This is a genomic window from Mogibacterium diversum (assembly GCF_938028775.1).
Classification (GTDB): Bacteria; Bacillota; Clostridia; order Peptostreptococcales; family Anaerovoracaceae; genus Mogibacterium; species Mogibacterium diversum_A.
Map to the genome: position 1 here is coordinate 119,821 of NZ_CALIZG010000023.1, position 25,792 is coordinate 145,612.

At 42.0% G+C, this 25,792-nt stretch carries 16 protein-coding genes; 1 reads left to right on the plus strand and 15 read right to left on the minus strand.

Annotated features, from left to right (window positions below):
• The first annotated feature begins 203 nt into the window (after nt 1–203).
• Nucleotides 204–1,070 (plus strand): CPBP family intramembrane glutamic endopeptidase, encoded by an 867-nt coding sequence (locus Q7O90_RS06540; protein ID WP_304128750.1) that lies wholly within the window; start codon nt 204–206, stop codon nt 1,068–1,070.
• 210 nt (nt 1,071–1,280) lie between these two features.
• Here Q7O90_RS06540 and Q7O90_RS06545 read toward each other — a convergent pair whose 3' ends face one another.
• The 15 genes from Q7O90_RS06545 to Q7O90_RS06615 all read right to left on the minus strand — a co-directional run bounded on the left by Q7O90_RS06545 (nt 1,281) and on the right by Q7O90_RS06615 (nt 25,790).
• The gene (locus tag Q7O90_RS06545; RefSeq protein WP_106057930.1) at nt 1,281–1,691 is read right to left on the minus strand and encodes a flavodoxin; all 411 of its coding nucleotides are present in this window, start codon (nt 1,689–1,691) and stop codon (nt 1,281–1,283) included.
• A 433-nt stretch (nt 1,692–2,124) separates the two neighbouring features.
• Nucleotides 2,125–3,069, minus strand: coding sequence for an alpha-hydroxy-acid oxidizing protein (locus Q7O90_RS06550; RefSeq protein ID WP_304128753.1), 945 nt, complete (start codon nt 3,067–3,069; stop codon nt 2,125–2,127).
• 54 nt (nt 3,070–3,123) lie between these two features.
• Complete coding sequence (locus Q7O90_RS06555) at nt 3,124–4,059, minus strand: transporter (protein WP_304128755.1); 936 nt, start codon at nt 4,057–4,059, stop codon at nt 3,124–3,126.
• A 131-nt stretch (nt 4,060–4,190) separates the two neighbouring features.
• A complete protein-coding gene (locus Q7O90_RS06560; RefSeq protein ID WP_304128757.1) occupies nt 4,191–6,743 on the minus strand; it encodes an ABC transporter permease in 2,553 nt (850 codons plus the stop codon).
• 29 nt (nt 6,744–6,772) lie between these two features.
• A complete protein-coding gene (locus Q7O90_RS06565) occupies nt 6,773–7,474 on the minus strand; it encodes an ABC transporter ATP-binding protein (protein WP_304128759.1) in 702 nt (233 codons plus the stop codon).
• A 200-nt stretch (nt 7,475–7,674) separates the two neighbouring features.
• The gene (locus Q7O90_RS06570; protein ID WP_304128761.1) at nt 7,675–11,544 is read right to left on the minus strand and encodes a Cna B-type domain-containing protein; all 3,870 of its coding nucleotides are present in this window, start codon (nt 11,542–11,544) and stop codon (nt 7,675–7,677) included.
• A gap of 235 nt (nt 11,545–11,779) precedes the next feature.
• Nucleotides 11,780–13,201 carry a Cna B-type domain-containing protein gene (locus tag Q7O90_RS06575; protein WP_304128763.1) on the minus strand — a complete coding sequence of 474 codons (1,422 nt, stop codon included), beginning with the start codon at nt 13,199–13,201 and terminating at the stop codon, nt 11,780–11,782.
• 196 nt (nt 13,202–13,397) lie between these two features.
• Entirely contained in the window at nt 13,398–17,432 is a 4,035-nt protein-coding gene (locus tag Q7O90_RS06580) for a Cna B-type domain-containing protein (protein ID WP_304128764.1), read from the minus strand.
• A gap of 303 nt (nt 17,433–17,735) precedes the next feature.
• Nucleotides 17,736–19,148 (minus strand): sensor histidine kinase, encoded by a 1,413-nt coding sequence (locus Q7O90_RS06585; RefSeq protein ID WP_304128766.1) that lies wholly within the window; start codon nt 19,146–19,148, stop codon nt 17,736–17,738.
• Nucleotides 19,120–19,794 (minus strand): response regulator transcription factor, encoded by a 675-nt coding sequence (locus Q7O90_RS06590; protein WP_304128767.1) that lies wholly within the window; start codon nt 19,792–19,794, stop codon nt 19,120–19,122. The genes Q7O90_RS06585 and Q7O90_RS06590 overlap by 29 nt, the downstream gene beginning before the upstream one ends.
• Before the next feature lie 107 nt (nt 19,795–19,901).
• A complete protein-coding gene (locus Q7O90_RS06595) occupies nt 19,902–20,459 on the minus strand; it encodes a PepSY domain-containing protein (RefSeq protein ID WP_304128768.1) in 558 nt (185 codons plus the stop codon).
• Between the two features lie 155 nt (nt 20,460–20,614).
• Nucleotides 20,615–22,831 (minus strand): SpaA isopeptide-forming pilin-related protein, encoded by a 2,217-nt coding sequence (locus Q7O90_RS06600; RefSeq protein ID WP_304128769.1) that lies wholly within the window; start codon nt 22,829–22,831, stop codon nt 20,615–20,617.
• On the minus strand, nt 22,831–23,484 hold the full coding sequence (locus tag Q7O90_RS06605; RefSeq protein ID WP_304128770.1) for a pilin N-terminal domain-containing protein: 654 nt from the start codon (nt 23,482–23,484) through the stop codon (nt 22,831–22,833). The genes Q7O90_RS06600 and Q7O90_RS06605 overlap by 1 nt, the downstream gene beginning before the upstream one ends.
• Nucleotides 23,485–24,303, minus strand: a complete 819-nt coding sequence (locus tag Q7O90_RS06610) for a class C sortase (protein ID WP_304128773.1) — start codon at nt 24,301–24,303, stop codon at nt 23,485–23,487.
• Nucleotides 24,304–24,314: 11 nt separating this feature from the next.
• On the minus strand, nt 24,315–25,790 hold the full coding sequence (locus Q7O90_RS06615) for a SpaH/EbpB family LPXTG-anchored major pilin (RefSeq protein ID WP_304128775.1): 1,476 nt from the start codon (nt 25,788–25,790) through the stop codon (nt 24,315–24,317).
• Nucleotides 25,791–25,792: the final 2 nt, after the last annotated feature.

The window sequence follows — 25,792 nt, forward strand, 5'->3', positions numbered from 1 at the left end:
TTCGACTTAATTATACATGTATTAGACTAATTGTGCAAAACTATTTTATGAAATATTCTTCACGCAAATGCACGTTTTGAGATGCAAAATTTTCTTTTCCATATATCATATATGGTATAATCTTTTATCTTACACATTATGATTGTTATGCTCGAACGAGCTAAATATAAATAGACATGGAGTAGAAAGGATATATATATCTAATGACAGAAAACATGACAAAAAAACACGGATTCAGAGATAACATACTCTGGATTTTGGCACTAACCTTCCTGCTCACAATAGGTGGCGATTTAATATCATTAATTCCCATTAACTACACGCTGTTCAGCGATGCGTATACGGAGACATTTAATCTTTATATAACCTTTTGGGGAATATGGTTTGTCTTCCTAATAGCCATTTTAAGCATCAAAGACAATCGCTACATACTAGATGCGTTAAAGCATCGAAAGAACGGAAACAATATCAAAAACCTTGTGATTGGTTTCGGAGCTGGATTTGTCATGAACGGTGCCTGTGCGCTCACCGCGTACCTTCACGGCGATATTAAGCTCAGCTTTGCGAAATTTGAGTTGTTCCCGATACTCCTTATGTTTATTGCGGTATTCGTTCAGTCCTCTGCAGAGGAACTTATCTGCCGCGGATTCATGTATCAAAGGGTATTGCACAGATATTCGAGTCCTTGGGTGGCGATATTGGTGACTTCTTTATTTTTTATGACGCTTCACCTTGGAAATGAACATGTTTCATTTTTACCACTTCTCGACATATTCCTCACAGGTTTATTGTTCGCACTCATGGTTCATTACTTTGATAGCATATGGATGGCGATGGCTTGTCACACGACCTGGAATTTCAATCAGAATATAATACTAGGTCTTCCAAACAGTGGCGAGGTATCATCCTACTCAATATTCATTCTCGATACTAAGCATGATACAAACAGCTTCGCATACAATACTGGTTTTGGACTAGAGGGGACGATCATGTCAGTTGTAGTGATGTTGATCAGTATAGCGATCATAGTTTTTGCACATAAAATATCCGAAGGCAACAAATCATTATAGCAAGGGTTTTGAATATACAAACCAAAAGCCGGAGGCTAATGCCCCCGGCTTTTGGCGATTAACAAAATGACTTAAATATGTAGGTTGAAAGTATGATTATTATGGTTTGGATATATTTGCTTATGGTTATTAAGCATAATTATGTTTATATTATCTGTACGATTATTCGAATGTGCCATCTCTGGTCACAAGCTCACGCTTTAGGTATGATTAAGCGTTTGCTAGTGCTTCACCGAGAGCCTTGCACTGTGCTAGACCTGCATCATCAGGCTCGTTGTTGCAGATAACTGGCTCTTCTACAACTACTGCGCCAGCTTCTTCCATACGATCCTTCCAAGAACGCATCCACTCGCCATCGCCCCAATCGTACGATCCGAATAGAACAACCTTCTTGCCCGAACAGCAACCTTCTAGCTCTGCGATGAATGGTTCAAACTCTTCCTCTTCAAGCACCTCTGCTCCCATAGCAGGGCATCCTAGAGCAAGCTTGTCCTCACCCTTTACATCTGCAACGCTCACCTCAGATACAGACACAACCTTAGCATCTGCACCGATGCCTTCGCCAACGGCGTTAGCCATTGCTTCAGTGTTGCCTGTAGCACTCCAATATACAACGTACATGTAAACACCTCCTGGTAATTATATACTGCTTTGTTAGTTATCTCTAACTAATGCTTATTATATTAGAGCTCTCTAACTTTGTAAAGAGGTTTTTTATGACTTTTTAAAAAAAATATATAAATGCGAAGGACGAGCACTCTTAGCTCGCCCTCCGCATTTTTAGGAATATAGAGAAAATGTTACCTATGGTATGTTCCCTAATGGAACGCTCTACCATATTTGCTTCTATTATATGTCATCTTGATTAAACCATAAGATAAGGCCATGCATCCTCCCGAAATTATAAATCCAACTGTTGCACTTACCATATCATATTCCTCCTTAATCAAGATTTTTTATCTATATAATCATTTCTTATTTTGTTATCTCCATTCTATCCTATTCCATAACTTTGTCAAGACTTTATCATGTATTTTTGTGATAAATTTATCAGCTATATATACAATACCGATTTATCAAAAGAGCAAGCATCCTTAATGCCCGTGTACATCATGAGCTCAGATAATTGCTGATTCATCTCTATCACCTTCTTGGTTACTCCCTCTCTTCCATCCTTGAGTAGTGGTCCAAGTATTCCGCGTCCTACAGCAACCGCATCTGCACCCAGTGCGAGAAGTTTATACGCATCATATCCAGTATCGATAGAGCAATCAGCAAATACTAACACGCCGCTTCCCTCTAGAGCCTCTTTGATTCTTGGGAGTATCTGGGCTGGCGCAATTCCGAACGGTATCCTTCCGTGGTGATGCGATACGATTATCGCTTTACAGCCTGCATCCTTAGCCTTAACCGCATCTTGAACTGACAGTACGCCTTTTGCAACAAATGGAAGTTCAGTTGCCGTTACATACTTCTCAAGGTCTACTTGCATAACGGGTCCAAGAGGGAATCCGTCTACAATATCGTATTTGCCATCAGTTCCAGGCACGTGGTCGATATCAATACCTACAGCGATTGCCCCGTGTTCTTCAGCAAACTTTATCTCATCTAGAATCTTATCATGATCCATGAAAGGCTTTATTATCCTCACAGTCTTCGCACCGACAGCAGCAATTTCTGCATACTCGTCGTTCGGCTCCATACCGACCCAGTTTAGAACATTGAGCTCGAGTGCCGATTCTGCATACTGAACCATAGGCTTCTTGCCGTCCTTACCAACCTTATTGAGGTGTGAAAAAGCAGGCATCATAATCGGCGAAGAAAACTTCTCTCCAAATATTTCACAGCCTAGGTCCGGAATAACTGCATCAATCACCCTCATCTCCACGTGAATGCTGTCCAGATATGCCCTGTTATATACGTTCGCATCATCTGCCTTCCCGCTTGTAACAGGTATCAATCCCTTTGGTCCTGGCCATGGGCTCTTAATCTCACTCATAATCCCCTCCATAATTTCCTTAATATCATTAAAAATTTACATTATAACTATCCGTTATGCCACAAAGATTGTGATTAGCGTGTATGCGATTAGCGCAACTACAAGAAATAGTGAGATAAATGCTGACATATAGCTCTCATCATCCTCACCCGTAACGAGCGCCTGTACTTGAAGTGGAACTGGGAATCCAGTTGGGCACATGAAGTACAGCAGAATAGCAATCTCGAAAACCTTCTCAGATACGAGCTCTGGGAAAACTACATAGAATAACCCTATGATTATCGAGCAGAGGACGAGTCTAACTAGCGCAAGTCTTATTAGAGAAGAAATCATCTCCTTTTCGAATTTCAGTTCATATCCCAGTGTAAATAGTATAATGCCTGTTATCGGTGTTATAACTAGCTCCATCGTTGAATTAAATGTAGACTCGAGTCCCATGCTCATAATCATTTTATGAAGTCCTGTAAGGTTCATGAACACTCCCCCGATGACCGAAACCATGAACGAGCTTGTAAAAATCTTCTTTAACAGCTCCTTCCACTCAACCTGGCCAACGACTTTTTTAGTCACAAGAATCGGTAGCACTCCAAAGTTAATCAAGATTCCAGCAACGTCAAATGTGACTATATTAACCGCATGTGCCGCTCCGACTATAGATATGTATAGTGGCAAAGCTACATTCCCACCCTCACAAGTTACTAGTAGATAAGGCGAGATATGTGCAAACTTTTTGCCGGTAAACGGCGTTAGCTTAAACCCTATAAACAGCACAATTAGCCAGACTATATCCATATATATAATCTGGATGAGGAATGTACTCTTGAGCTCGGATGTTACAAGCACTTTGTATACTAGTAACGGAAATAAGATTGTAAATACTAATTTCTTTGCACCTTCGTTCTGTGCAAATGTAATCCACTGCCTTTTTCTTGCCAGTAGCCCTAAAAAGAGCATAAAAAACACCGGAAATAATGCCTCTACTGCTTTCATATATACCTACCTAATCATCATTACATGTCGATAGAAACAAAAGATTTCGCACAATTAAATAATGTGCTATTAAGACGATTATACTGGTTATTCTAGTGACGTCAATAGTATTATCCATATAAAGCTGGTTTCTAATCAACCGACTTTAATGCGTCCAGCATATTGAGTTTTCTAATCATGCGATTTACATAAACGCACAACACAAATAGTATTCCTATAACTGCTCCGCTCGGAACTATATATCCCCATATCTCTATATTGGGCGTAAACATAACGTGCGATGGAGCAACATACGCGATTATAAAATCATGTAGTATTTTACCCGATATAAGCCCTAGTCCAATTCCGATAATTGATAGCACTATAGTCTCACGGTATAGGTACATGGTGGCTTCTTTATTAAGAAATCCAAGGACCTTAACGGTAGATATCTCGCGGATTCGTTCTACCATATTTATGTTAGTTAGATTATAGAGAATCACTATGGCTAGCAGGGTCGACATAATCGTCAAAACAAACATTACCGTCAGCAAAGATTTTGATACACCACGAACCTGCTCGATTATATTGAGATTATGAGCTACTCCTTTAACACCCTCTAGATTCATGAATTTTGATGCCACATTAGCAATATCACTCTTCTCATTGACCTTGACCAAATAGCTGTTGGCAGCAGGAGTCTCACCCCATATCTGTGAATAGTAATCGTCACTAACGAACATATAGTGTCCTGCATACATCTCAGCAATTTCACTTACTCTAACGGTATATGTCTTGCCTCCATCGTTAAGATTAAACGTGTCGCCCTTCGATACCCCTAATAGCTTAGCTAGCTTTTCGGTAATTACAACTCCATTCTTTGGTAAAGTAATGGATTTATGTAGGGCTTTTGTCTTTATATCAATGAGAGGGGCAAAGCTTTTCTTAGATGTCGCCATGATGGTAATATCTTGCTCATCATCCACTCCTTTTATCTGCTGTGATACCTGCTTAATATACACATCTTCATATCTTGTAACACTTGATGATTTTAAAATCTTATCAAATTTAATTTGCTCATCATTTGTAATCTCATCAGACTTTGTAACAACTACATCATATTTTATAAGATCTCCAAACTGCCTTCCCTCTATATCATTGACCGAAGATGAAATTCCAAGCCCAGCACAGAGTAGCGCAACTGATCCAATGACTCCGAATATTGTCATTAACATTCGCTGTTTGTATCTAAATATATTTCTTGCAGTAACTTTCTGAATGAAACTCATCCTCTTCCATATGAATTTTACCCGCTCTAGCAAAATCCTTGAGCTACTGCTTGGCGGCTTAGGCAGTAGCAGCTGTGCCGCATTCGCCTTAAACTCTCGATGTACAATGGCAAGCACTGGCATAACCGTGCACGATAACGAAAGTAAAACTGCAATAACTACAATGGTCCAATTAAATTTAAGTGCCGGAATAGGCATAGTCATATTCGCCATCAGGGATGAACATAGGATATATGGTATCCCATAAGTCCCAAGTAGCACTCCAAGGAATGACCCAATTCCACCTGAACAGAGACCAAAAGTAACAAACTGCTTAGTCACGTCATGTTCAGTGTACCCGAGCGCTTTCATAACCCCAGCATTGATGCGTTCTTCATAAACAAATCGTGTCATATTAGCCACAGTTACGAGTGCTGCTACTAAGTATAGAACGACAGGGAATACATTTCCCACCTTTCCTATACCAAACGACATATTTCTTAGCATCTTTACACCATCGCTACCCGGCATTGTTCTGAATGTATAGACATGATATTCAGGTTCAGGTACTGATAGCTTCGAAGGATGCGCAACTTTTCCATTGAGATGGTTTTTGCCTATATTTGTTTGACCTGCGTAAAAACCACTGGTGTTACTCCTTGTAAGCCGCCATTCGTATTCCGCTCTTAGCTTTCTTTCCAGCTCTACTTTTCTAGCGGGAGCATTGTCGCTCACTAATTTTTCCAGCTCCTTGCTGTGCTTTTTTAACTTATCGGTATACGAGTCTCCAAATCTATCCACATCCTTTAGATCTTTGAATCTTATCCTAGCTATCACTGGAACATTCTGCTTAAAAGCAGACTTTACTACAACTGCATATCCTGAAAGCGCACCAGAGCCTGCATTAGCTGGTCCTAGCGTATTATCAGCGATAATTTCAGATGAATTTATAAATCCCGTAATCTTGTAGGCATGCCTCTTTAATTGCATTAAATTATCGCTTTTTTCAGAAAATTCAACGATATCACCTATTTTATATTTCCCTCTGTACCTATCTGTGAGCGCGATTTCATCTTCTCGTGATGGCATCCTTCCCCTGACTACCTCAAACTTCGATAACTTACGAGGCGCTGAGTATATGCGTATAGCTGATGAAGAATTTGCAAGGCCTGTATCTACGAAATTCCCGAACTCCACTTCACTTACACCGGGCGCTTCCCTAATTTCCTCCTCGTCGGCTGCTCCAAGACCTTGGCTTCCAATAACCGCTAAGTCCATAGTGCTTAGCCTCTCAAAGTACTCATTTGCGCTCCTATTGATATCCTGACCCGCAGATTTTAATCCAATTAAAGTCATCGACCCAAGCATAGTCAGCAGCACGATAGATAGAAAACGTCCTAGCGATTTTTTTATCAGTCTTCGTGTCACTTTCCCCATAGTTTGCTTCATAATAATATATACACCACCTAATACTCTATACTCTCTATATCTGACGGGTTCTCATTAACTTCAACCGACCTAACCTTGGCATCGTGCAAATAAATCACGCGATCAGCAATTGGTGCAATTGCCGAATTATGCGTCACAATTACGACTGTTACGCCATTTTTCCTAGACATTTCTTGCAAGATATGAAGCACATGTTTTCCAGTCTTATAATCAAGTGCTCCAGTCGGTTCATCACAGAGTAAGAGCTTGGGATTCTTAGCAATAGCCCTTGCGATGGAAACTCTCTGTTGTTCTCCACCAGAAAGCTGTGCTGGAAAATTGTCCATTCTATCTCCTAGCTCCACCGACCTAATGGTCTCATCAACATCCTTTGTATCTCTGACAATTTCTAAAGCTAACTCTACATTCTCCCTTGCTGTAAGGTTCGGTATTAGGTTATAGAACTGAAATACGAATCCTATGTCATTTCTTCTATATAGGGTGCGTTCTCTATCGCTGAGTTTGACGATATCAACTCCATCAACAATTACCTCGCCCTCGCTAACGGTATCCATCCCGCCTAAGATATTGAGGATTGTGGATTTCCCGGAACCCGAAGCCCCGAGAATAATAACTAATTCTCCCTTTTCAATCTCAAAGCTTACATCATTATTTGCTATTATTTCGCTTTCTCCAGAAGCATACCGCTTGAAGCAGTGTCTCATCTCAATATACGCCATTTTTATCCTCTTTTACCACTATGCTGAACTTGCGACTTCCAATCGTATTTGCCAGGCGAGATTATCATTTCTACTAATATGCTAATAATATCACTCTCATCCTAAAATAATAAGGTCCAACCAGATAATCTAACATATATCCGGAGAGTTTCATCAACCAAAAAGCTACCCGATGACTCGGGTAGCTTCCAATATATTATTTACTTATTGCGCCTTTTAATCACAGCGATTAAAAGCCCAAGTACAGCCACTAGGAGAACAACCCCATACAGCATGATATTTGTCATATCACCAGTCTTAGGACCGTGTCTCTTTACGAGCTTCTTGCCCGTTTTACTAGGCTTTGGCTTCTCGATGTGGGTATTCGTAATGATATATCCATTGTCCACATCACCGGTATACGCCGCTGTATAATCCTGCACCTGATCTTCCTTGACGGTATACTTGATTTTGTTTCCGTCCTTATTGACAGGTAGATTATCGAATTCAGCCTTCCAATCACCATTTGCATCCGGTGTAACAGTCTTATCTGCTACTTCAGTCCCATCTGCCATAAGGCGAACCTTAATTGATGAAGGTCTGTCACCAGCTACATCGTTAGCCCACTTCTTTGTAACCTTAACTGTTCTTGTGTATGGCGTGTGCTTGTTGGTAAAGTTGAACCCATCCTGAATGACTGTGTACTCGTTTACCGAAGCTTCCTTCACAGTGTAAGTAACGACATTTCCCGCCTTGTATTTATCGAGGTTTTCGAACTTATACTTCCAGTTGCTCGATGCATCAGCAGTCGCTGTCTTACCAGTATCTACGCCATCTGCATAGAGTTTAAAGGTAACACCGTTAGGTCTGATTCCATCTTGGTCATTCGCATCATCCCAAGTCTTCTTACCAGAAACAGTGGTTTTCTCAACCTTATGAGTGTTCTCGATATTATAGCCTGTCACCTTAGATGTGTATCCATCTACAGCAACTTCCTTGACTGTATACTTAATCTCTCTGTTGCTATCGTCGTACTTGAGAACTCTTCCGAACGAGTAGTTCCAGTTGCCTGCCGCATTAGCAGTCGCAGTCTTGCCAGTGTCATTACCGTCAGCATACAGCTTAACGGTAATCGAGCTTGGGCGCTTACCATCCTGGTCATTTGCATCAACCCATGTCTTAGTTCCTGAAACCTCAACCTTCTCAGGCTCTGGAATAGAAACTGTGATAGCCGATGCTGAGAGCGTAGTGATCGATTTGTTACCGCTGATATCGTAATCGAGTACCGGCGATAGAACGTCAATCTTCTCGTTATAGTCATAGGACAAATCGGATGCTACCTTATATACAACATCTATCGAGCCGCCGTCACCTTCCGCCAAAGGTTTAGTCGAAACTAGATGAACCATATCCGCATCCGCTGGGTCAGTCACTACGTCGTAATCTGAAGCGCTTGGCGCCTTATTAACATTATATGTCTTACCAGGGTGAAGCTTGATATATTCCACTCGGAAGTTAGGTGAAACATTTACAGAGTCTAGTTTGAGTGGCAGATTGTTCTTGCCCTCTGGATTAAAGCTCTGTCCGTAGTTTGCATCCTTCTTAAGTAGTGGCACGAACACATTCGCGTGATCCAGTCCTTGAGCAGCGTTATTTCTAAGGGTAACTCTCAGCGTCGCCTTATCGCCTCTCTTGAGTACTGGCGTAGTATCCGTCTTAGTCTCTGCACTAGTCGGATTATACTTATACTCTTTGTTCTCGCCAGTAGTTTTATCCTCAACAAGAAGCTTTGAGTCACCTCGCACTGCAGCTGCCTGCTGCACTGTAACTCCAGGACCTTCTGATAGCGATACCATGAACTCTCCGGAATTCACCTTGCTGTCAAATACGCTCTTTGCCTTGCCGTTCTCCGTCTTTGCATATCTGCTGTTGTTAGTCGACCAGTTGCTTCTATCCCACTTCTCAGGCTTAATCACAGCATCAATTTCCTTGAAGTCTTTGGTGGTAAAGGCAAAGAAATCATTGATATGATAAGTTCCCTTTGCAGCATTTTCATTAGGTGTGACGGTCATGCTCATGTTCATCGACTTGATTGAGAAGTCTGGTTGATACTGACCTCTAGTCTCACTGCCGATATCCACATTGTACTTCCACACCCTAACAGGTGTTCCGTTCACATCTCGATATTCACCTACATACTTAGGACTTCCGAGGGTACCATTAGTAATGGTTAAATCCTTGTAGTTGAAGCCCTCTGGCATCATCACATATAGCACTGGTTCCTGAAGTGGGTTCCAATCCCAGTTAGCATCGTTGATGCGGCCAGTTATCTTGAACTCATCGCCTCCGAGTACCTGTGTCTTGTTGATGTTTCCAACGCCGTTTAGAACCTCAGGAGCTCTGCTAGTTGCCTTAGTTGTAACCGTATCTGCTGCGGTAGGTGTTTCGTCAGAGTTGTAAAAGCTAATCGTGCTTACTACATCGTCCTTCTCACCCTTCTTCCAAGTTCCGAAAACTCCTGCTGGTATGTAGCTCCATCCGTAAAACTCGCCAGGTCCAAGTTTGTTACCATCTAGGAGATCATCGTTAGGTCTAATGCCGTCATATCCAGCCGGTAGCTTGCCGATATCTACCTTAATCGATTTAATCGATGTATTGATATCGAGCCCTAGCTTAGTATTCTTGATAAGCGCAGATACTCCACCTGACGTCTCGAGGATGCTAGGATCAGCAGTACCACTTGTCCCATCGGAAGCAGTCCAGTGAATAGGTCCATACGTCATTCCTGCCTTATAAGGAATAGTCACACCTCTGATGATAGCCTTATTAGTAGTATCTAGCTTCATCTCGATAGTCTTAGCCTTGCGAGATGGGATAGCAAGATCATTCTTGATGAGGAGCGATCCCAATCTTACATTGTAAGAATCATTCTTCTTGTATGACCAGTTTGGAGCACTCTGAACGGTAGTTCTGCTCTTTATGGATTCTGGATCAGAACCATCGATAAGCTGAACTGTGAGATTAGCCACGTTGTTCTTGCTAGTCCTACCTGCATTTTGTGTATCATTCCACACGGTCTTATGCAAATTCTTAATCTGCACGTTAAAAGAACTTCCATTTGCACGCGTACTGTTTGCGTCGACCTTGATGTGCGGTTTGAATGTAAGTCCGCCGCTATATGAGCCAGGTTCATTCCATGACACTACGGAAACTTTGTTATCTCCCACAATCGTAGTCGATTCAACCGTTCCGTTTGCATGATAGAGACCTGTCTCTTCGAGCCCGACGAGCTCAACATCCTTAGGATATACTATTTCGACTGTCGTCTTGCTGTTCGCTTTCGTCAATGCTTTATCGCTGATATTCTGCCATTGATGCGAAAAAGACGTCGACGTCTGGATAATCGAAGTGGTGTTCCCCTTCGAAATAACCTCTGAGCTCTGGTCATTCCAGTATGCATATGTAAATTCATCGGCAGCAATCACATCATAGGACTTCGAATCAGTCGCATTTGTTGTGCTCGTGCCAACCCTAACCTTGATATCGTCAGCTAAAACCTGGTTCTTATCCTGATTTACATACGCCTCATCGACTGTAAATATCATCTCTTTGTGGGAAGCCGCTGCATCAAGACCCTTCTTGGTCTTATACGTAACCTCCCCTGAGCGCGCTTTACTTGAACCAGCCGTCGGATAATTGTATGGTGATGTTCCCGTACCTGTCGGTGTCTTTACAAGTTCTTCAAAGCCAGTTGATGTAATCGGTCCCTGTGTAAATGTAGCACCCGGTAACGACTTGAAATAAAGCCCATTTCCAAGTGTTGCAGTAAAATACGTATCGGAATTTCGTAACTCCTGCGGGATATTGTAATCCACGTCTAAAGAATACGTCGTTCCGACATTTAGTTTAGGTTTCTGACCAGCCATAAGATCCGCAACAACAGCTCCAGTTTCAGTATTTACAACCTTAACCGAAGTGATTTTGAGGTCTGTAGTCGCTGCACTGACTTCGCCTATGCTAGGTACTGCACCCGTAATAACTACCATCAATGCAAGTACGCAAGATAGCATCTTTGAGATAGTTTTACTCATATGTCCTCCTTTTACAAAACATTCACATAATCAATGTATTTTATCATTATTCGCATATTTATTCAATTTTAGACTTTTTAAGTTTAATTTATATTCCAAAGGCTTAATTCCATTGATAATTCTAGCATCTATAACTGAAATTATTTTAGACACTAGAAAAGGACGGTGCCAAATAGCACCGCCCTTTTTATATTGTTCTAAAAAAATACAATGTTATCTGCTAATTATCGTGAACCTAGAGACTCTTTCTTCTCATAAGCAGCCCACCTGTAACCGTAATAGCCGATAGTAAAATCAGTCCATACATTCCGATATCATTGCTGTCTCCAGTCTTAGGTGTAAGTCTGCTCTTTGGAGTCTTAGGCCCTGGAGTCGATGGTGGAATCTCTGTGTTTGTCACTGTGAATCCGTCTTCCTGTGTTCCAGTGACCTTTGCTGTATACCCCGAGACGTCTGCCTCTTTAACGGTATACTCAATCTTATCGCCATCATCATTGTACTTGCGTACATTTGTGAACTCACCCTTCCACTGATTTGCTGCATTTAGAACTACTGACTTTCCAGTATCTGCACCGTCTGCATATAGCTTGACGGTTACGGAATCCTTTGCTTTGCCAACCCACTTCTTCTCAACCTTTACAGTCGTCTTGGAGTAGATTCCGCTAGCATCTCCCGATGAATCCATGACCTTGTAGTTAGAAACGATTTGTGTGCTCTGTTCGCTAGAAACGAGCTGCGCCAGGTTCTTAAGTAGAGTACCAGGGTGATAAGTCGAACGGTAGGTGAGTATGTACTGCTTCTGAGCAATATTTCCCATCCTTATACTGAACGATCTTCCGTCTGCAGCGAGGTTGAGCTTTCCTGTCAGATTAACTACTGTCGGGGTACCATGTTCATATCCCCTTGCATCTATAGTGGTCTCTGTCAAAACAAAGCTTCCAGGTATATATGTCTCGTCGCCTCGACCATCGGTGAGTTTGTCGGAAATTACAAGGTTAGTCAGCGTGTCTTTCTTGTGATTTATACGTATAACCCAGTTAGCTTCATTAGCACTTGCGGCTGCACTGCCCCACTTACCTAGAACCTCAGGTGGAAGTATTCCAGGGCCATCAACGCGTATAGTCACTGGATAGACCTGAGAGCCAACCGTAACAACTAGCGTGTTATTTGAATCTATAGTAATCTGGCTTAGCTCGAGCTTTGCAGCTATGTTAATCTTACCCTTTACATCTTCTCTTCCGTTCACCCAATTGTTGAATGTGATTCTGACTTTTCCGCCGCGGTTGTTTGCGCCCGGTGTAATGTGAGCCCTTCCAACCACTACATTTCCATTTAAATCGTATATATCGAAGTCTAGTGCCGCTGCGCCGTTTGGATAGAACACCTGATCAGGCAGTTTGATATCGAAATAATCACCTGCACGCATATTATCGCCATTAGCACTAGCATCCCACTCCATAGCTAGGAAGAACGTATCTCCCTTATAAACACTATTCTTGTCTGTTCCAGCAATATTCTGAATAGTAAATTTAGTTACACGTGCTGTCACCTCTCTAGGTGTAGCAGCGTTTACATCCATGCTCGCCAAAGGCAGCATAAGTCCTACTATCATAACTAGAGATAGTAGATATCCAATAAAATCTCTTACTCTTTTCATAATCCTTTCCTTTGCAATTATTTACACGCTAATTTCCTAACTCCTGTTAAGTTTACCAATTATGTATATTTATTTCAATATCATATCTTTATATCTTTCACTTTGCACAAAAAAAGAGCACGATTGACAATTTTACTAATCAATCATGCTCGACTTCTTAATTAATACACAAGGCATTAAATCTCAGAACTGATAATTATTCACCTATTTTCTTTCTCATTCTGATTAAAAGTGCTAGCCCTGCGAGTGCAAGTAGAAGCACCCCTACATAGAATACTAGTATTGCGCTATCTCCTGTCTTAGGTAGTCCTGTCTTCTTAGGCTTATCTGGTGTCTTTGGCACGTTTGGCTTCTCTGGCTCATACGTGTTAGTGATTACAAAGCCAGCCGAATCTCCGGTAACCTTAGTGGTGTATCCACCTACAGCATCTTCCTTTATAGCATACTTAATCTCCTTGCCACCTTTGTACTTAGGTAAGTTTGCAAATGTATGCTTCCAGTTATCAGCTGCCTTGATATCGCGCTCCTCAATCATCTCATCGTTAGCATAAAGCTTTACATGGATCTTGTTAGGACGGCTGCTGATTACACTGCTATCGTTCACCCATACCTTCTCTACAGGGATATCGATATATTCTGGTTTGTGTTTGTTAGTGATGTCATAGCCATTTACCGTAGCCGTATATCCATCTACAGCTTCCTCTGTAACTGTGTAGGTGATCTCCTGCCCAGCCTTGTACTTAGGTAAATTTGCAAATGTATATGTCCAGTTGCTGCCAGCGCTCACAGTCTTTTCCTGCACCTTTGAGCCATTAGCAAGTAGGTTCACCTTGATTGATGTCGGACGCTTGCCATCCTGGTTGAAGTTATCATCCCACGTCTTAGTTCCTGAAACTTCTACCTGCTCCTGTTCCATCGTATTTGTTATGGTGATGCCTAGCTGAGATGTTGGCGAAGCTGGATTTACCTGAACAGAATTAGCTGTAACATCATATGTCTTGCCACTGTACGTTACTTTGTTATTCCCGTTCTGGTTAGCTTCCTTCACCGTATAAACGATTGGCGTCTTAGTTGTAGTGCCATCATTATTCTGAACCACAGTGTACTGGCGAAGCTGTGTGAACTTTGCTTTCCAGTTATTCGCTGCTGTCAGCTTAGCGGTCTTACCAGTATCTTCACCATTGGCAAAGAGTTTTACCGTAATTTCGTTAACATCCGGAGTTGCAATTTCATTGCCCTCAGTATCAACCCACTTCTTAGTTGCTTCAACATCCATCTTATCAATCAGCTTGTTAGAAACAACATCGGTCTCACGAAGCTTTACTTCGTCGTTATATATAACACTGAATGTGTTGTTAGCAACAGCCTCTGATAGCTTAGGATCGTAAGTTGGGGCCTTCATCGTGAGGTATGCAGACAGAACTGTGTACGGCTCCAAAGTCGTACCATTCTTACCTACAATCTTGATAGCCTTAACCTTAGTGTAATCCCCAGGGTTCTTAGTCCAAGCAGAGCTGTTTAGCTCGTTTTTATCCGTTCTATCAGGATATTTATCCGTGCGGTAATATATGTCGTAATTATTGCTTACATCTGTAGAACCGATCTTTAGCTCGAGTGGTCCCTGAAGGGTGTTGCTAAATGCAGAATTTCTGCCATCGCCTACATGTGGGAACACGTCATACATGAGAATTTTATCCATCGCCATGTTGTAATAGTTACGAACACTTAGGCGATACTGGAATAATCCGCTTGTGTTTGTCACATCGGCAAAATCTGTCGAGATTGTATTTCTCGTAAATGCCCTTCCGTATACAGCAGCACCGCCTGGAGTATTAGGCTCGAGGCTTCTTATGTGCTTATCCGACTGAATACTCTCTACGTTGTTACCCAGAACCTTGGCAGTTGCCTTTAGTATAGTCTCATCCACGACACCATTTATATTGATGTCTAGTGTGTCTTTTACGAAGTTGTTCGTATTATAGAGACCAGCGAAATCTGCTGGCGTTCCCTTTGTCCAGTTGTCGGCGTAGAAATATACATCGTTATTATTATTTAACTGATCATTCTCTGCCTTGCTAGGTATTACGTCATTATTTACATATAAATCGACAATATCATAAGCCATATTCGCATATTCATATACGTAGCCTGAAGGTAGAACGATTTTAACCGCATCTCGGCCAGTCTCGTTGTAGTTCTTAATAAACTCCACCGACTGAACTGGTTTCGAACCAACTATCGGCGAAACGTTCGTAAGCTGATCATACGAAACACCGGTTGGCAGCAAATCCACGAATGTTGGATTCTTTAGATATCGTGCTCCTGAGAGCGTATCAAGCCTAAAACCTACCCTGGCAGTGAATCTCTCGTTTGGCATCCCCACCCTCTGATTGCGAGTTTCCTTACCTAACCACACCTTCTCGGTGAAAGGAGTAAAGTACGAGTTCCAGCTACCAGACAGATCCATCTTCGTCTTGGAGCCATCTTCGTTAACCCTGTTGACATCGGCCTTGACTGTATTGTTGATAGGTCTATCGTTATAGGTTTCCCCGAAAGGATTGATAAACATCATCTTGAGGTTAAACTCTAAGTTTGCTGAAGGTGCGAGTGTGAAATCCTTGAGGTATAAGCCCACTCTCTTGTACTTAGGATCAACTGCACCAGCGTTTGCAGGATCTAACGTGCCCTGATTGATCTGATCAAGGTATGACTGTAGCTTTTCCTTGCTGTCAGCATTTACCTCGCCTTTAAATAGCCATGCTGCACCATTATTAGTAAGCGGAATAACATCGTACGTTCCGTCAGCTTTATAGCCTCTTAGTTCTAGCTGTGAGAGATTGAGATTTGCTCTCGAACCTACACCTACGAGGTTCCCCGTTATCATCGTCATAAATAGACGACCACCAGTGTTCTGAACGTCCTCATAAATCTCAATGTCTGTAAGCGGTCTATCGAGCTTGTTAACCAACTTGATAGCATATTCCAGCTCTCTTACCGCAAGACTGTTCTTGTCGAACGGAATGGTAAGTAGACCTTTCTTGCCGAGCATTCCATCGCCGTTGTAGTCATCACCTGCTAAGCGGAAACGCTTCGTATCATCATCAAAATTGTGTTCATTTCCAGCGACTTTTCCGACAGTAGCCTCAGCTGCACCCGGATTAAATGGAATTCCCTGCATCTCTGCAGTGTTCGTAAAGTTTACTCTATTAGATCCATTCATGTACTTTGCACCTGGGAATGACAGCTTAAGATTTGAATAAGCTGGCAGATTATCCCTGATGTAATCGTGCAAATCCCTAACGCCCGTAGGTATGTCGAATCTTAGCGTAACCGTCTTACCGTCGGAGCTTAGAGTCCAGTTAGGGTTCTTTGCCGGGTCAAACTTAGCAGTCCTAGTATTGCCTGCGCTATCAACATATGTCGGAAGCTTATCAGTGATTATAATTGAGCGATATGCCCTGTACTCTTGATACAATTTAAAGTTGTAGTTAATATCCGATGCACCATCTTCTGAAATAGACGAAGGATTCGTCCTGCTAGATGCACCAGCATATACGAGCTGATCGTCTGTCTCTTCTCCCGCAACTATCTTCATGAGCCATGGCTTTGGATAAGTAACACCATAAGTCTTATCCTCAAGTGTAGAAAGCTTAGTGCCATCAGCACTATACATGCGAACTACTGGCTTAAGCTTAAAATCACTTGGTGTAGTCTTATCTGCAAAGCTCATTACATATGGAAGCTGCAATCTTACCGTATTGTCTATCTTGTTCAGATAAATTCGCTTAATAGTTTTCCCATCGTTAGTCACGATTGTCTCTTCTGACTTAATGATAGGCTGTGTCTTGGAAGCTGGCGTCGCGAAGTTATCCAGGTAAGTTCCATCAGCGATATTGTTGGTATCGTTTTGGTTCTTCGATGTCTGCTTCGTTGGCACTTCAATCTCGAGATACAGTCCCTCGACTGGCTTCGTCAGCGCCGTCGCATCAATCTCAATTCCTGTTGTGATATTCGTCTCTGTCCTTACTGTCGTAGGCGAAGTAGGCTTTAGGTTTAGCGTAAGAGAACCGCTCTGGCCAAAATTAATCGTGTCAGAGAAAGCTGACGCACTAGTTCCTGATGACGCACCTGAAGCCGCCGCACTTACTGATGGAATACCAGATATCAGAGTTGTGATAATCATGGCCATCAAGCACAGTATGGACACCGCTTTGCTTCTAATTGCCTTCATAATCCCTCCTTATAAATACACTTATCTTAAGCTACACATACACCAAAATGTACAGCGCAGCTTTTAATGATATAATGCAAAAATTCTCTATATAACGCACTACCGCATTATATAAGTAATTCTTAACTAATTTCGTTTATTTTACACGAAGTCCAGATATTTTGCAAATCGCGTACACACTACTAAATGTTACAAAATCGATAAGATTGGCATTTACTGCAACTTTTCTTTGTTTTTTAACCTTGTTTTGTTATTGCTTTTGTTACAGTCCAATGTTAGAGCATAGATTGAGGGCATAGCTCCTTAACACATGATAAATTTGAGTCTAAACTCAGCACCATCACCTTCCTCTGAGACTATCTTGAACTCCGCCCTATGAAGCTCCGCAATTTCCCTCACAAATGATAGTCCGAGTCCGAGCCCACTGTTAATTTCTTTATTTCTTGATTCATCGACTTGATAAAACCTATCCGAGATTTTAGCTATATGATCTGGTGATATGCCGATTCCGTCATCCACTACTTTTAAAGTAGCCGTCGTAAGGTCAGTGATTTCCTCGGGTTTCTCGCACTTAAACGATGTGTTCTTTTGATTCTCGCCAAAACCTTGCCCTTGATCACGCTCCAACTTTATTAACACCATCGTTTTAGAAAATTTAATCGCATTGCTCACGAGATTATCAAGCACACGGTAAAGCATCAATTTGTGACCATAAATCCATATATCCGATTGAATCTCTATATCAAATTTCAGTCCCGATTCTACCCACTTTCGCTCGTGCTGTCTGCAGTATTCTGTGACAAGCTCCGAAAGCGACAGCCTATCTAAATCAGACCAACATAACTGCTCGGCCTTAGAAAGCTCAAGAATCTGCTCTGTCATATCCTTCATCAGTTTAGCCTGGTGGTTTATTACCTCAAGAGACTCCCTTGCACTCTCTAAATCGTCAGCGTATTTCGCTCCGAACTCACTTTCTGCCATTATCACCGAGAGTGGTGTTCTGAGCTCGTGCGATACGTTCTGATTGAACTGCTTCTCCTTATCGAAATTTTCCTGTATAGAGAAAATCATTTTGTTAAATACATTTGCAAGTCTCGCCGTCTCATCATACGAATGCTTATACGACGTATTGATGCGCTTCGTATAGTCACGACTCTCCGTGATATCCTCTGCCATGTTAGTAACATCATTTATCGGAAGTAAACCGCGCTTAAGTATTCTTCTACCCCCAAGTGACATCGAAATCATTGAAAGAGGTGCAAGAACAACAATTGCAAGCAGAAATAGTTTCAGCTCATAGCTCAGCCATTTGATGGAATGAATTCCACGAACCCACTTCTGCTCCTCTTTGTTATACGTATCAAAGTAATAATAATTTAAGCCATCAGAACTGTACTTCGATATCTCTCCTGATGAAAATGGAGCATTTTCATGAAACCCTTGTGGCAGCGTGCCTCGCTCGAGTTTTTTATCTTTACTGTATATTGCGAAATATACACCGTCGTCATAGGACTCAAAATCATCGAGGTCTGAAGCCATCCTTATCGTTGCTCGTTCGAGCTCTGTTCTGGTTGTATAACTCGACCACGTATCAGAAAGCACAAGCGCTACACTGAACATTGCAATAAATATAGCTGCTACAAATACCGTGTACCAACGAGTAACCCTCGAGACGATGGTTCTCTTTCTATTCCTTTTCTTCTGATTTGAATACATATCCCATACCTCTCTTCGTCACTATGACCATCGGATTCTCTAGCTTCTTGCGAATGTTCTTTACCAATACATCGATAATGTTCGACTCACCCTCATAGTCAAAGTCCCAGATATGTTCTCTGATCTGCTCTCTACTCAATATAACATTAGGATGCCTAACCAAACACTCGAGCAGAGCGTACTCCTTGGCTGTAAGGTCTACTAGAGACGAATTCTTGGTAACTGTTTTCTTTATAAAATCTAAGCAACAATCACCAAACTGCACGGTACTCATGAGAATCTCTCTATTATTGCGTCTCAGCATAACTCTGATGCGTGCGAGGAGCTCATCAAATTCAAAAGGCTTAACGAGGTAATCATCCGCACCAGCATCTAGCCCAGTCACCTTGTCTTCAAGCGTATCCTTTGCTGTTAGCATGAGGACAGGCGTCTTAATCTGATGATTTCTTAGATACTTAAGCACACCAAGTCCATCAAGTCTAGGCATCATGATATCTGAAATTATTACGTCGTAATTAGTTGCTCTTATGTAGTCAATCGCTTCTTCCCCATCATATGCCGCATCAACACTGTACTGCTGAGTCTTTAGAAGCTTTACTATACTTCTATTAAGCATAACCTCATCTTCGATTACTAACAGCTTCATGGTCTCGCTCCTTTACTTTCTTTATTGTCGCCTATTATATCATCTTATACGCAAAATCTCGGCTAGATAATCTAACCGAGATTTTATATACAATCATATACTATTAACTAGTCATCCTGATCTTCATTTTCTTCTGCTAAGAACGCTCCATCGACAGCACTCATCTTTACATCAATCGTCTGTTTACCATCTATTACAGTTACTTTGTATACGAGAGCATTTTCATTAATGTCCAGCTTAAGCTTCATGATAATTGCCTTAGCATATTTTTCTTTCACTAGTGTTTCAGCCTTTGCAAGGTCAACTTGTGGCTTCGCACCTATGAGAGCCTTGTCTTCAGAATCTGAATTGAAGTTATCTGCCTCAACCTTCAGGACTTTCCCTGATTCTCCATCGATTTTATATTCCTTTACAGAATTAGTGTCGCTAACGGTAATTTCATACACTACAGTTTCATTGTCAACATCTATCTCATATCCTATAACAGTTCCTCCATTCGATTCCTTGAGTGCCGTTTCCTCTGCCTGCTGAACTGTTACTTTCGCCTTGCGCACAGCCTTTTCATCATGATTGCTTGAGCATCCAACTGCTGAACCGAGCGCTGAGATAGAAACTGCTAATGCGATAAACTTTGCTAATGTCTTTATTTTGAAAATCTTTTTCATGTCTTTACCTCTTTCTGTTTTAATTTGAAATTAAACTCCTCATCTTTGCTTCTTGTTGTCCATATAATAAATGAGAAAGATGAACGCAAAATGAATCGCAACGCTTTTTTCATAAAAAAGAGAGCAACCACATAAAGCAGTCGCTCTCTAGCTTCTTATTTCGTACCGTTCTTTAAACGATTCTTCCTAGTGATAATCACCCCTGCCGATATGAGCACGAGTATCACCCCTGCGATATACAGCACGGTTCTACCAAGGCCTCCGGTCTCAGGCAGCAGGAACCTCATATTCTCAGTATTCTTGATTGTAATAGTTCCTGATGAAACCGCTGCATCCTTTGGTGTCTGAACTTCCGCACCGTTACTATTGCTGTAGCTAGTACCGTAATCTGGCACGGCTGTCTCAACTACGTAGTAACCATAAGTAACGTCATCGCCATTGTCCGCTTTTCCTGACACCGGCAAATCCGTATAGGTTTTCGTCCAGTTATCTGAAGCTGACAGTGTCTCTCCAGCCTTATAGACCTTCTCTGAAGTCGTTCCGTTCGCACTCGTCGAAATCTGCATCAAGTTGTAGGTGATTGACCCAGCTGAACGCTGCACCTCTTGTCCATCAGCATCGAACCACTTCTTATTAACAGTGATTCTCGTCTTAAGCTTTTCGTTCTTAACTTTAAAAGTCATACTAGTTCCGCTTAAGGTTACCATTGGATTGGTCGAAGTCTGCGTGATAGTGAACTTTTTGTTCTGCTCTTCAATCTTAAAGTCAATCGGTCCATCTAGTGGCTTGTAGCCTGTCGGCGTCTTCTCCTCCGTGAGGCGATATTCGCCAGCACTTAGCCCTTCGAACTTGAACTGCGATATATTCTGGTTTCTACCTACATACATCGGTGTAAATGACGCATCGCCAAGCTTTTCAAGCTTGAATACAGCTCCATTAAGTGCGTTCTCTGTATCATCAACCTTCAGTACATTGATTTCAGTCGTTCTGTTCAGCTCGAACGAAACCAGCTGCTGGTATGGCTGAGAATGTTTGCCAGTCATCTCTGTAATGTAGGTCTTGACCTTAACGGATTTCATCTCCGCATCGGAAACCTTCTTGCTCTCGGATAGGATGTGGTTAACTGCCGTCTTCATCCTGGTGTACTCATTAGAGCCCTGACTATATGTTTTTATATCATCCAGGCTATTTGAGTAGTACCAAAATGCCTCCTGCATCGTTTTATAGTATCCGTAATCCTGTTCGTGATCTACTGAATCTCTCCAGAATCCCGCATCGTTGAGTCCGTAATCCTTCAGGAGTTCATCCTTGTGCGTTTCGCAGTAGTAATAAATCTTACGCATTACGTCGTAGAGCTCTTTTTTACCAACTCTAGGTCTCTGAGCTGATCTATATAGAGCATCCGCATCGTTAATGTACTCCTTATATACAGCATTGTCTCCGAAGCCTGGGAAAGTATCCTCTGCTCTAATGCAAAATGCCTCTACCCCAGAGGAGCTTTCGTTGCTCTTGGACACTTTGATCTTATCTCCGTATCCTACAAATCCGTAGTATTCATTAGCAGCAAGCGGTTTATCTTGTTCACCGACCTTCTTAAGGATTGATGTGTTACCGCCTTTTGTAAACCTTATGAATAGCTTACCGTCCTCATTAGAGAAATAGAATTCAGCCACATTGCCTGTAGGAAGCTGGTATTTACTCGGTGCACTCTTAATTTTCAGCTTATACTTCTTATTAAGCTCGATATCACGCTTTGTAATATCGATGTCGTACCTATTCCCAGTTCCTGGCCTGGCCTGAATGCTTATAGGAGTGTCGCCATTGTCGTCTTCCTTTGTCAGTTCAAAGGTTACAGGCTTAACTGCAGCGCCAGACGTATCCTGTACAAAGAATCCCATTCCGACTTTTGCAGACTCAGCAGTTTGACGTAAGACTATGCCACCGCTGCCTTTAGTGAAGTGAATCCCAGAAGTATCGAAGTAAAACTCTGCTACACTCTGAACTGGCCTCTCGTATCCTGGTGGTACATTTTTTATGTACATCTTATAGGTAGTATTTAGCTTTAGCCCTGTAAATTCAACATCTGGTTTCACGAAACTCACGAAGCCATTTTTATATATCTTTTCAGAACCACCGTCCACTTCCATTAGGTTGTACTGTACCTGTCCTATTATATTTTCGCCGGTGTGAGATCGTATACTGAACTTCACATAGGTTTCTGGAGCCCCTGCCCTAAGTGCTCTGACATGTCTAACTCGAGATGTGTGTGTCGCGTTTTCCTGTGCATACGTAGCGATCGGAAACATCTGTATCAAGATGGCGAGGATTATCAGCAAGGAAGAGAGCTTTTTCATTAAAGTCTTCTTGTTCATCAGCTAACCCCTCCCATCTTATTCTTTCTCCTCAGTACGAGGAGGGCCATAAGTCCGACGCTGAGCATCAGTGACCCGCTCCACCAGAACAGTTCGCTGTTATCACCAGTCTTTACCTTCTTGGTGATTTTAGGTTTCTGTTTCTTCTGTACCTCAGGCTTTGGCTTGGCATTCACAACCTTGTTCCAAACGCCATTCTCAAACCTTGGAGCCATCACTAAGAACGGCTGCATCGTTGTGTAGTCTGCAGCTTCCCCAGTTGCCCCTGTTTGTACCACGAGATACATTCCACTTCTCAAACCTGTAAAACGAACCGTACCGTCACGACCAGTCGTGAGTGTCATCGCCGCACTTGCATTACGGCTTTTCCTCTCAAGACGACGCGCTAGCTTTATCTGGGCATCTACGGTTTTAAGTTCTTCTAAATTCCCATTCCACTGAAACGGAGCTCTTCCGACATAACCAGTCCTATCTGCTTTCAGATCTGCGACCTGATAGATAGAGTACTGCGCGCCACTTATGGCTTTATGCTCATAAGTCAGCGTGATGTTTAGGCTCGCGCTATCATCTGCATATGCAGCATGGGAAGGAAGTATGAAAGATACAAAACTGAAGCATAGAATTAATATTAAAGAAATTCTATTACTTTTCATTTAATCCCTTTCTTTTTTTCTTCGCCTTTTGATATACAGCCTTATCAAAACTATCAGAGTTATAACCCCAACAGCTAATATGGCAATATATTTCAGCATGACTATTTTAATAACGTCTTCTACGTTCTGTGTCTTCGTATATTTGGTGCGCTCCCCTCTCACGAGAAGTCTATGCGAGTTAACTCCATAGGGCGTACACGTAATCAGCGTCACGTAGTCTTTGCCCTTTTCGATTTCCAAATCTTCAACTTCATCAGGCAGTACAGTGTTAATCTTGTTAACCTTGTATGCATACACATCGTCAAATACATGGATCATAAAGATGTCGCCATCTTCAAGTTGATCGATATTTGTAAAAAGCTTCGCAGATAGAAGTCCCGTATGGCCTGAAATCAGGCTGTGTGTACTAGGACCACCTACCGGCAGAGAGCTCCCAGGTATATGCCCTGTCGCTATCTGAAGCGAACCTGCATCAACACCATGATATATAGGTATGTATGTCTTGATCTTAGGTATATCCACATACCCCATGATGCCTGTGTCGGTTACATCGAGCAGCTTGTTGTACTGCTCTTTTTCTTCGGGCTTAAGGAAATAACGATTCTTCTTGTTGACCAAAGTCTCGTTATATGCTCTCGCCTCGCTTAGAAGTTGTGCTTTTTTCTCTTTGGATAAATCCTTAGTCTTCTTTACATAGCTCCCGATTGCTCTAGAGGAGTGCAATTCGTTGATACAATCGCTGATCGTGGGATAAGCCAAAAGCCCGATACCCCCAATCAGCATTACTGCAACTATTATGTTGGGGATGATTCTTTTCATCTTACCCATTTTTACTTAATAGTTGCTCCTTTTCTGCGTCTCATGTATCCGAATGAACCAATTACGAGAATTGTTCCTAGTACGTAGATTAGAGCTCTACCCATTCCTCCAGTCTCTGGAAGAGTGAATCCCTTGTTATTAACAACGTCAGCGGAAAGCGATCCAGCATTCTTGTCTGCTGTAAATGTTAGCACACCAAGACTCTCTAGCTTAGTTAGCTTAGGATCATCTGAAGTCTTATCGTAATCAGCCTTGATTGTGAACTCGATAGGCTCTATGCTGTTGTAGCCAGCTGGAGTCTTTGTCTCCTCGAGTACATACTTGCCTGCATCTAGACCCTTATATGTAAATGTGGTCTTGTTTGCAGCCATAGTATTATCGATAGTGAATCTTGTGATTGCTTCCTTACCAGTAGCAGTCTTCTTGTAAAGTGTGAACTCAGCACCAACTAGAGGATCGTTGTTCTCGTCCTTCTTGTTAACGATTACCTTGTATGAGAATACGATGTTCTTATCCTTAGGAGTCTTACCGAATTCTCCTTCTCCACCTCTGTTAGGGTTGTTGGAGTACTCTAGGTAAACTGTATTTGGGTTACCAGCAGAACCGATAACGGCATTATCATTTAGCTTACAATTGTACTCAACTACGATGCTGCTGTTAGCAGTTGTTGGTGTGTCGAGTGCCTTAAGGTCAGCAAAAGCTACAGTGAAGCTGTTTGAACCAGCATCCTGTGTAACAGTGTACTTGCTGCTTGCAATCTCAGTTCCGTCAATCTTAACCTTAATTGAAGTTGGATCTAGAGTCAGACCTGCAGACATCTCATCGTGGAACTTGTATGCATACTTTGTGTACTTGTCATAGTTTGTAGGAAGAGTACCAGTTAGCTTATAAGGGATTGTGTCGCCGATGTTGTAATCAGCAGCATCCTGCCACTCATTGTCGCTGTTCTCCTGAACTTTCTTAACAACTGTAGGAACGTCAAGCTTTGCATTTGTCTCAGTGTCAGATACGATCTTAAGGATGTAAGATGTATATGCACCGTTTTCCTTGTTGCTCTGTGAGCTTGCTGTATCCTTAACCAGGTAGTAACCAGGCTCAAGTCCTGTTACTGTCTCACTTCCGCCAGCTGCAACCTGCTGTGTCTTTGCAGGTGTACCAAGGTGAGACTGAAGGTCATTAGCAAACTCTTCTGCCTTTGTTACGTTAGTAAGTGTCTTTGCCTTTGCACTTGCACTTCCTAGCGATGCCTTAGATGCATCCTTGATTCCGCTACCCCACTTGATGTTAGTCAGAACCTTACCTGATAGATCACCCTTGAAAACCTGATAGATTTCAAAAGTGTGTGCAGTCTTACCACCGTTAGTGATCTTAAGACTGTGAGTTGTCGCTGCATAAGTCTTGTCTGGAACAATTACAGACATAGCTAGTAGCAATACCATAACCATTGCTACGATGCAGCTAATTTGCTTTTTTACTAATCTCTGCATAC